Source organism: Corynebacterium pacaense, from assembly GCF_900169525.1.
In the GTDB taxonomy this organism is placed as follows: Bacteria; Actinomycetota; Actinomycetes; order Mycobacteriales; family Mycobacteriaceae; genus Corynebacterium; species Corynebacterium pacaense.
On sequence record NZ_LT821231.1, the window covers coordinates 1 to 7607 of the forward strand.

Annotated in this window: 9 protein-coding genes; 5 read left to right on the top strand and 4 right to left on the bottom strand. The window is 62.8% G+C overall.

Annotated elements, in window-relative coordinates:
• The 4 genes from B7E02_RS00075 to rimP all read right to left on the bottom strand — a co-directional run.
• The coding region (locus B7E02_RS00075) for a translation initiation factor IF-2 N-terminal domain-containing protein (protein WP_179129609.1) at positions 1-345 on the bottom strand (345 nt) is incomplete at its 3' end.
• Positions 346-447: 102 nt separating this feature from the next.
• The gene (locus B7E02_RS00080) at positions 448-780 is read right to left on the bottom strand and encodes a YlxR family protein (RefSeq protein WP_080791548.1); all 333 of its coding nucleotides are present in this window, start codon (positions 778-780) and stop codon (positions 448-450) included.
• Positions 781-923: 143 nt separating this feature from the next.
• Positions 924-1922 (bottom strand): transcription termination factor NusA, encoded by a 999-nt coding sequence (nusA, locus tag B7E02_RS00085; RefSeq protein ID WP_080791550.1) that lies wholly within the window; start codon positions 1920-1922, stop codon positions 924-926.
• Between the two features lie 27 nt (positions 1923-1949).
• The gene (gene rimP / locus B7E02_RS00090) at positions 1950-2489 is read right to left on the bottom strand and encodes a ribosome maturation factor RimP (RefSeq protein ID WP_080791554.1); all 540 of its coding nucleotides are present in this window, start codon (positions 2487-2489) and stop codon (positions 1950-1952) included.
• A gap of 43 nt (positions 2490-2532) precedes the next feature.
• On the opposite strand from rimP, the gene B7E02_RS00095 reads away from it, so the two are divergent.
• The 5 genes from B7E02_RS00095 to B7E02_RS00115 all read left to right on the top strand — a co-directional run.
• The gene (locus B7E02_RS00095; RefSeq protein WP_143336569.1) at positions 2533-3378 is read left to right on the top strand and encodes a DUF4439 domain-containing protein; all 846 of its coding nucleotides are present in this window, start codon (positions 2533-2535) and stop codon (positions 3376-3378) included.
• Between the two features lie 310 nt (positions 3379-3688).
• Entirely contained in the window at positions 3689-5284 is a 1596-nt protein-coding gene (locus B7E02_RS00100) for a peptide ABC transporter substrate-binding protein (protein ID WP_080791559.1), read from the top strand.
• A 164-nt stretch (positions 5285-5448) separates the two neighbouring features.
• Positions 5449-6375: an ABC transporter permease gene (locus B7E02_RS00105; protein ID WP_080791562.1), complete on the top strand. Its 927-nt coding sequence runs from the start codon at positions 5449-5451 to the stop codon at positions 6373-6375.
• The gene (locus tag B7E02_RS00110) at positions 6368-7405 is read left to right on the top strand and encodes an ABC transporter permease (protein WP_080791565.1); all 1038 of its coding nucleotides are present in this window, start codon (positions 6368-6370) and stop codon (positions 7403-7405) included. Before B7E02_RS00105 ends, B7E02_RS00110 begins: the two co-directional genes overlap by 8 nt.
• The coding region (locus tag B7E02_RS00115) for a hypothetical protein (protein WP_425429768.1) at positions 7402-7607 on the top strand (206 nt) is incomplete at its 3' end. The genes B7E02_RS00110 and B7E02_RS00115, both read left to right, overlap by 4 nt.

Here is a 7607-nt window from a genome sequence, read left to right on the forward strand (position 1 = left end):
GGAGGGCCGGGCCTTCGGCGCTGCCGGGGCGGGCTGGGCCGCCGCCGGTGCGGCCGGGGTTGCCGGCTTGGGCGTTCCGGGGGCACCCGGCTTCGGTCCCTGTCCCGGCTTCTTCGGGGCACCGGGCTTCGGCGCCCCACCGGGCCTGGCCCCCGGCTTCTCGGAGGCGGACTGCTTGCCACCCTGGGATGTGTAGAGCTCCTGCATCTTCTTTACAACCGGGGGCTCAATGGTTGATGATGCGGTTTTAACGAACTCGCCCTGCGCCTTAAGCGTTGCGAGCAGTTCCTTGCTTGTAATACCGAGCTTCTTTGCGAGCTCGTGTACACGTAGCTTTCCGGGCACTTCTCTCCTCTAGTTTTCCGCTAGAGGTCGAGGGCCCGAAGGACCTTCTGATCTCTAGCTGTGGTTAGTGACGTTCATCGCTGATGCTTCATCGTGTGCTCATCAGTGTTCGGTCTTCCTTATAATCTCGGGTCCGGTGGCTTTCTCCACCAGGTACGTGCGTACGTGACCTGCATCCACGGGGGTGGACACCCGCAGCGCGCGTCCGAAGGCGCGACGCTGTTCAGCTAGCTCCAGTGCGGCGATGGTGGGGGTCAGCCATGCTCCCCTGCCGGGGAGCCGGCGTTTCGGATCCGGAAGAATGACTCCGGGAAACTCCGGATGCTCGACAACGCGGAGAAGCTGGTCATCCGGGGTACGAACCCTGGTTGCGACACATGTCCGGATACGGATAGTACGGCGTGAATGTTCTCCCGTGTCGGGCCGCTGCCGCATTCAATCCCTTTCCATGGACATATTCCAGTGTTCACCAGTTCCTCGCCGGAGCGAGCAATAAACCACAGCCCGCACGTGGGCCTTAAACAACATTACGCTATCGGTACCCATTAGTGGAACCCATGGGCAGATTTCGTCGCGAACTATTCAACATCCGAGTGGATATCGATCTTCCATCCGGTCAGTCTCGCGGCCAACCGTGCGTTCTGTCCCTCCTTGCCGATGGCGAGGGAGAGCTGGTAGTCGGGAACGGTCACGCGCGCGGTCTGCTGTTCCCCGTCGGTGATCTCGACACTGATCACCTTCGAGGGTGCGAGGGCGTTGCCGACGAACGTTGCCGGATCATCGGAGTAATCGATGATATCGATCTTTTCCCCGCCGAGTTCCCGCATGATATTGGACACGCGCTGACCGCGCGGACCGATGCAGGCGCCCTTGGCGTTGAGGTTCTTCACCGTCGCACGCACGGCAACCTTGGAACGGTGGCCGGCCTCGCGTGAGATCGCCACGATCTCCACGGAGCCGTCGGCGACCTCGGGGATCTCCAGTTCAAAAAGCTTGCGCACGAGTTCAGGATGGGTCCGCGAGAGGTTGATCTGGATCGAGCGGGTCCCTTTGTTGATCCCGACGACGTAGCTCTTTATACGGTCACCGTGCTTGAGCTTCTCACCCGGGATCTGCTCGGCGGGAAGCAGGATTCCATCCTGGTTGTCCGCCTCGGTGCCCAGCTGCACCACCACGATGCCCAGCTCAGCGGCGCGGGCGTCGGCCTGGACGATGCCGGACATGACCGTGCCCTCGTAGTCCGAGTAGGCGTCGAATGCACGCGATGCCTCGGCCTCGCGAAGCCTGCGGACGATCGCCTCCCTGACCGCACTCGCGCTGATCCGGCTGAAGTTGGAGGGTGTGTCATCGTACTCGGAGGTGACTGAACCGTCCTCATCGAGCTCCGAGACGATGACTGCGACGGAACCGGTGATGGCATCGATGTCCACCCTGGCCCTGGTGTCCTCCGACTTCTCCGCGGCGCGGTAGTCCACATACGCCTGCAGCAGTGCGGTGGCAATGGTACGGATCAGGTCATCGACCCGGATCCCCTTGTCCTTTTCAATGGCCCTCAGCGCCTGGACATCAATATTCACTTGTGATCCTCTCAAGCTTTCGCCGGTCTAGATTCCGACGACATCATCGAATGTTGCCTCCGCCAGGGTCATCTCTTCCTGTGCGGGATTGGCGAATTCAATTTCTACCACCGCCAGGGGGGCATCCGCCAATTGCAGAACGGAGGTGACAAGCTCCCTGTTGCGGCGCTCGATGAGAATCACCGCGCTCTCCTGCTCATTCAGTGCTCCTATCCGGGCGATCCTCGTCTCCGCACCGGTTCCGAGGGCAACGAGGCGACCGCGGTTGCGCCGCCAGTGCCGCGCCGCGGTCAGGGGCATTTCCACACCCGGTGTGGAGACTTCGAGGGTGTAGCCGGCACCGAAGTTCAGGCGGCCGGCCGCCTCCTCGGCGTCGAAAAACTCCCCGATCTGCCTACTGACCACCTCGAGCCGATCCAGATCGGCCCGGTCATCGGAATCGAGTTTGATGGAGACCGCCGACTTCGGGCCCGCCTTGTTGACCTTGAGCGCCTCGACGTCGAGCCCGTGGGCGGCGGCGATGGGCGTGACCAGTTGGTCGAGTTCTTCACTGCTTGGAAATGCCATGCCTGACAGACTAGCCCGGGGGCGGAGATTACACTGTGAACCCATGCATGTTGAACGCCGTCTTCCGCCACTGGCTGCCCTGATCCTGGGCGGAACACTGCTCCTATCCGCCTGCACCCCCGCGCCGAAGGCGAATGACAGCCTCGTCGCGGCCGTGGGGCAGGCGAGGTTCGACGCGCAGGCGCTCCGGGAGTCCGCCCCCGAGGTCGCCGAGCTCCGCGACGGGCACGCGGAGGAGCTCCGCAGCGAGATCGACCGCCTGTGCGGCTTCGCAGAGGACAACCGGGTACCCGAGTCATGCGCGGTGAGCCTTCCCGAGACCACCGCTTCCCCGTCCTTTGATGTCCAAGCTACGGTGTCACAGGGTCAAGCCGAAATCCTGGATATCATCTCAGAGGTCCCTGTGGAATCCGTTCCGCTGCTGGCGCAGCAATATGTCGAGCTTGCGCGTTTCGACGCCCGCGCCGCAGCACCCCGGGTGCCCGCGGACCTGACCATGGACTCCGGCGCGGACCGCAGCACCGCCACCGACCTGCTGGACCGGGAGAACGAGTCCGCCTGGATGCTCGGGGTCGCGCTGGCCTACGCCGATCCCTCCGCCAGCGGGGCGATCACCGATGCCATCTCCGCCCACCAGCTGCGGGCCGAACAGCTGACCGGCCTGCTTGCACCCTTCGGAGTCTCCGGTTCTCCCGCGGCGGGATACTCCCTCAGCGGATACCCCGAGCCCGTGGACGCCGGAAGTGCCTCGGAGCTGTTCGAGGTGATCCAGCGGGACACCGCGCAGGCGTGGCTGCGGGCGGCCACGGTCGCCGAGAATGACCGGTGGCGGGTCTTCGCCACGGAGGTCGCCGGCGACGCATCCGGGGAGACTCCGGGCCGCCGCTGAACGGGCCGCTTTTGTGCAAACGATTTCACAGAGTGCCGGTGCGCCACCACCGAAAGACCACACACTAACGGGGGTACTTTGCCCGATCCCACAAAGTGGGTTTTTCCTCGATATTGAGTGAACTAAAGAGAAAAATGCTGTTCACGGCATTTCTATTGTGTGATAGAATTCTTTTGTTTTGAATAGTTTTGCCAAGTGAATCCCAAAAGAACTTTGTTGGGACTCATGTCACACTTACTATTTAATTACCGGTTCCCGCATCGCACCCTCGCCTTACGGGATCATTCCTCAAACACTTGGAGGTCATTTCATGACTTGGAAGAAGGCACTAGCCGTCACCACGGCCGCCGGATTAGCCCTGTCTCTCGCAGCCTGCTCCTCGGATTCCTCATCCGAGGGATCCTCCGGCTCGGGCGGCGGCGACAACTACGTTGTGGTCAACGGCACCGAACCCCAGAACCCGCTGCTGCCGGGCAACACCAACGAGGTGGGTGGCGGACGTATCGTCGATTCGCTGTTCGCCGGTCTCGTCTACTACACCGCCGATGGAGCGGTGGAGAATGAGGCGGCCGATTCCATCGAGCTCGAGGGCGACAAGACCTACCGCGTCAAACTCAAGGAAGGCCAGACCTTCACCGACGGCACACCGGTCAAGGCCGAGAACTTCGTCAACTCATGGAACTACACCGTGGCCAACAGCCAGCTCTCCGCCTACTTCTTCGAACCGATCCTCGGTTATGAGGAGGGCGTCGAGTCCATGGAGGGCCTCAAGGTCATCGATGACACCACCTTCACCATCGAACTCGCCCAGCCGGAGGCCGACTTCCCGCTGCGCCTGGGATACTCCGCATTCTTCCCGATGCCCGACTCGGCATTCGAGGACATGACCGCATTCGGCGAAAAGCCGGTGGGCAACGGACCGTACAAGCTGTCCGAGTGGAACCACAACGCCGATGCCACCATCCTCCCCAACGAGGACTACACCGGTGGCCGCGCACCGAAGAACGAGGGAGTGAAGTTCGTCTTCTACCCCACCTTCGATGCCGCATACGCCGATCTGCTCTCCAACAACCTCGACGTGCTGGATTCGATTCCGGACTCCGCCTTCGCCTCCTATGAAAGCGAGCTCGCGGGGCGTTCAATCAACCAGCCCTCGGCCGTCTTCCAGTCCTTCACCATCCCTGAGCGCCTCGAGCATTTCAGCGGCGAGGAGGGCGTACTCCGGCGCCAGGCGCTTTCGCTGGCGATCAACCGCGACGAGATCACCCAGACCATCTTCGAGGGCACCCGTACCCCGGCGACCGACTTCACCTCGCCGGTCATCGACGGCCACGCCGACAATCTCCAGGGGGCGGACGTCCTCGGCTACGACCCCGAGCGTGCAAAGCAGCTGTGGGCCCAGGCGGATGCTATGAGCCCCTTCTCCGGGGAGTTCACCATCTCCTACAACGCTGACGGTGGCCATCAGGCATGGGCGGACGCGGTTGCCAACTCCATTCGCAACACGCTGGGCATCGACGCCATAGGCAACCCGTACCCGGACTTCAAGTCACTGCGCGACGATGTGACCAACCGCACCATCACCGGAGCCTTCCGCACCGGCTGGCAGGCCGACTACCCGTCACTGGGCAACTTCCTCGGCCCCCTCTACGGCACCGGAGCCGGATCCAACGACGGTGACTACTCCAACCCCGACTTCGACGCCAAGCTCAGCGAGGCGGCCAACGCCGACTCCACCGAAGCCGCCAACAAGTCCTTCAACGAGGCACAGGAGATCCTGCTGAAGGACCTCCCCGCCATCCCACTGTGGTACTCCAACGCGGTCGGCGGCTACTCCTCCAACGTTGACAACGTCGTTCTCAAGTGGAACTCCCAGCCCGACTACTCCTCGATCACCAAGAGCTAAATCCTGCGTGATCATCGCATGACCCGAACACCTCAGGCCCAGGATCACAAATAGCCTGGGCCTTTGGTCATGATTCCCCCGTGCGGCCGACGGACGGGCCAGACCCGGTCCGCCGGCCGCACGGATTCCCACTTCCACCCACACAAGCAAGGACACCCACGCTCATGCTTCGTTACGTCGGGCGGCGATTGCTCCAGATGATTCCGGTCTTCTTCGGTGCAACCCTGCTGATCTACGCCCTCGTGTTCCTCATGCCTGGTGACCCAGTCCAGGCTCTGGGCGGTGACCGTGGCCTGACCGAGGCCGCAGCCGAGAAAATCCGCCAGGAGTACAACCTGGACAAGCCCTTCATCGTGCAGTACCTGCTGTACATCAAGGGCATCTTCACACTGGATTTCGGCACCACATTCTCCGGCCAGCCGGTCCTCGATGTCATGGCCCGCGCCTTCCCCGTCACGATCAAACTTGCCATCATGGCACTGATCTTCGAGTCCGTCTTCGGCATCGTGTTCGGTGTGATCGCCGGAATGCGCCGCGGCGGAATTTTCGACTCCACCGTCCTGGTCCTCTCACTGCTCGTGATCGCGGTTCCCACCTTCGTCATCGGCTTCGTCCTGCAGTTCATCGTCGGAGTCAGATGGGGGCTCCTCCCCGTCACGGTGGGATCCAATGACACCTTCAGCGCCCTGCTCATGCCCGCTGTGGTGCTCGGCGCGGTGTCCTTCGCCTACGTCCTGCGTCTGACCCGCCAATCGGTCAGCGAGAACCTCCGCGCCGACTACGTGCGCACCGCCAGGGCCAAGGGGCTGAGCGGCTTCACCGTGATGAACCGGCATGTCCTGCGAAACTCCCTTATCCCCGTCGCCACCTTCCTCGGTGCCGACCTCGGCTCACTGATGGGTGGCGCCATCGTCACCGAGGGCATCTTCGGTATCAACGGCGTGGGCGGAACCCTCTACCAGGCCATTCTCAAGGGAGAGCCCACCACCGTCGTTTCAATTGTCACGGTCCTGGTGATCGTGTACATCGTCGCCAACCTCGTCGTGGATCTCATCTACGCCGTTCTCGATCCGAGGATCCGCTATGCCTAACAACGAATTCCACACCAACAAGGCGCTGGGTCAGGATGAACAGATCCAGCAGGCCGAAACGCACTTCTTCCCCGATGGACGGGCCGAATCCCTGGTCCGTGAGGGACAGGAGCACTTTATTGAAGAAACCGACGAAACAGGGCTGGGTGCCGTCGACGCCGTCGCCGACGATTCCGCTCCCACCTCGATGTGGGGGGAGGCCTGGCAGTATCTCCGCCGCCGTCCACTGTTCTGGGTGTCCGCGGTTCTGATCATCCTCGCCCTGGCGCTGGCGATCATTCCCCAGGTGTTCACATCCCAGGACCCGAACTTCTGCCAGCTCTCCAGTTCCCTCAAGGGGCCGGAGCCCGGTCACCCCTTCGGCTTCGACCGCCAGGGCTGCGACATCTACGCACGCACGGTCTACGGTGCCCGCGCCTCCGTTGCCGTCGGCGTCCTCACCACGATTCTGGTGCTGCTCATCGGAACCGTGTTCGGCGCACTCGCCGGCTTCTTCGGCGGGTGGGCGGACACCATCCTCTCACGCGTCACCGACATGTTCTTCGCCATCCCGCTGGTACTCGCCGCCATCGTGGTCATGCAGATGTTCAAGGAGCACCGCACGATCATCACCGTCGTGCTCGTTCTCGGGCTCTTCGGCTGGACGAATATCGCGCGTATCACGCGCGGTGCGGTGATGACCGCCAAGAACGAGGAGTACGTCACATCCGCACGTGCCCTCGGGGCGTCGAGAAGCAGAATGCTTCTCTCCCACATCATGCCGAATGCCGCGGCGCCAATCATCGTCTACGCCACCGTCGCCCTGGGAACCTTCATCGTCGCGGAGGCGACACTGTCCTTCCTGGGTATCGGACTGCCACCGAGCATCATCTCCTGGGGTGCGGACATCGCGAAGGCGCAGACATCACTGCGCACCCAGCCGATGGTCCTCTTCTACCCCGCCATGGCGCTGGCACTGACCGTGTTGAGCTTTATCATGATGGGCGACGTCGTCCGCGATGCACTTGATCCGAAGGCGAGGAAGCGATGAGTACCCCCACCACCCCACCCACCCCCGCACACGGCGGCCAGAATGTCCTGCTCGAGCCCCACACCCCCGCGAAATGCCTCCTTTCCTCCACCGTCGTCGCCGATGCCGTCACCGGCGCGTACCTGACCGCCCATCCGGGGCACGCCGTCGTCATCGTCGGTGTGGCCTGTTCCGGCCCGGCCCCCTCCCCTCTGTCAAGTAT

Bases quoted from the DNA above. Each gene is read 5' to 3' on its own strand.
- B7E02_RS00080 (WP_080791548.1), bottom strand. From the start codon at position 780: ATGCGGCAGCGGCCCGACACGGGAGAACATTCACGCCGTACTATCCGT.
- rimP (WP_080791554.1), bottom strand. From the start codon at position 2,489: ATGGCATTTCCAAGCAGTGAAGAACTCGACCAACTGGTCACGCCCATC.
- B7E02_RS00095 (WP_143336569.1), top strand. From the start codon at position 2,533: ATGCATGTTGAACGCCGTCTTCCGCCACTGGCTGCCCTGATCCTGGGC.
- B7E02_RS00100 (WP_080791559.1), top strand. From the start codon at position 3,689: ATGACTTGGAAGAAGGCACTAGCCGTCACCACGGCCGCCGGATTAGCC.
- B7E02_RS00105 (WP_080791562.1), top strand. From the start codon at position 5,449: ATGCTTCGTTACGTCGGGCGGCGATTGCTCCAGATGATTCCGGTCTTC.
- B7E02_RS00110 (WP_080791565.1), top strand. From the start codon at position 6,368: ATGCCTAACAACGAATTCCACACCAACAAGGCGCTGGGTCAGGATGAA.